Below are 402 nucleotides of genomic sequence, written 5' to 3' on the forward strand. Positions count from 1 at the left end.
CTGCTGCTGAATACTTGAGTGACGTTGATACTGACTGATTATAATCCCCTATATTCACTGCATCACTTGTACAATCCCATGTTGAGCCATATGGATTAGGCTCAGAGACTCTAGTTACAATTAAATTTACTTTATTGGTCGTAACTACAACTGCTTTAATGGTTGTAGTCCAGTTGATTACTTGAGCATTGACCAAGCATGGAACTAGAAGCCCAGCAAGCAATATCGACAAAAATTTTTTCATAAAACCCTCTAACTTTCACATATAGGTAGGTATAACGCCAGCTTAAACCGCAGACAACGCACAAAACAAGCTGCCGCATTGCGCCTTAAACACTAAATTCACCGCAAACTAAAAATGCCACGCGTTGTTTGTCGGTTTGAAGCTTTTGTTAGAGCGAT

The 402-nt window shown here is 39.8% G+C and carries 1 protein-coding gene; it reads right to left on the bottom strand.

What is annotated here, in order from left to right:
* Positions 1–244 (bottom strand): hypothetical protein (locus tag HC752_RS25030; RefSeq protein ID WP_238930639.1); only part of this gene is annotated, 244 nt, incomplete at its 3' end.
* Positions 245–402: the final 158 nt, after the last annotated feature.

Source organism: Vibrio sp. S9_S30, from assembly GCF_014694455.1.
In the GTDB taxonomy this organism is placed as follows: domain Bacteria; phylum Pseudomonadota; class Gammaproteobacteria; order Enterobacterales; family Vibrionaceae; genus Vibrio.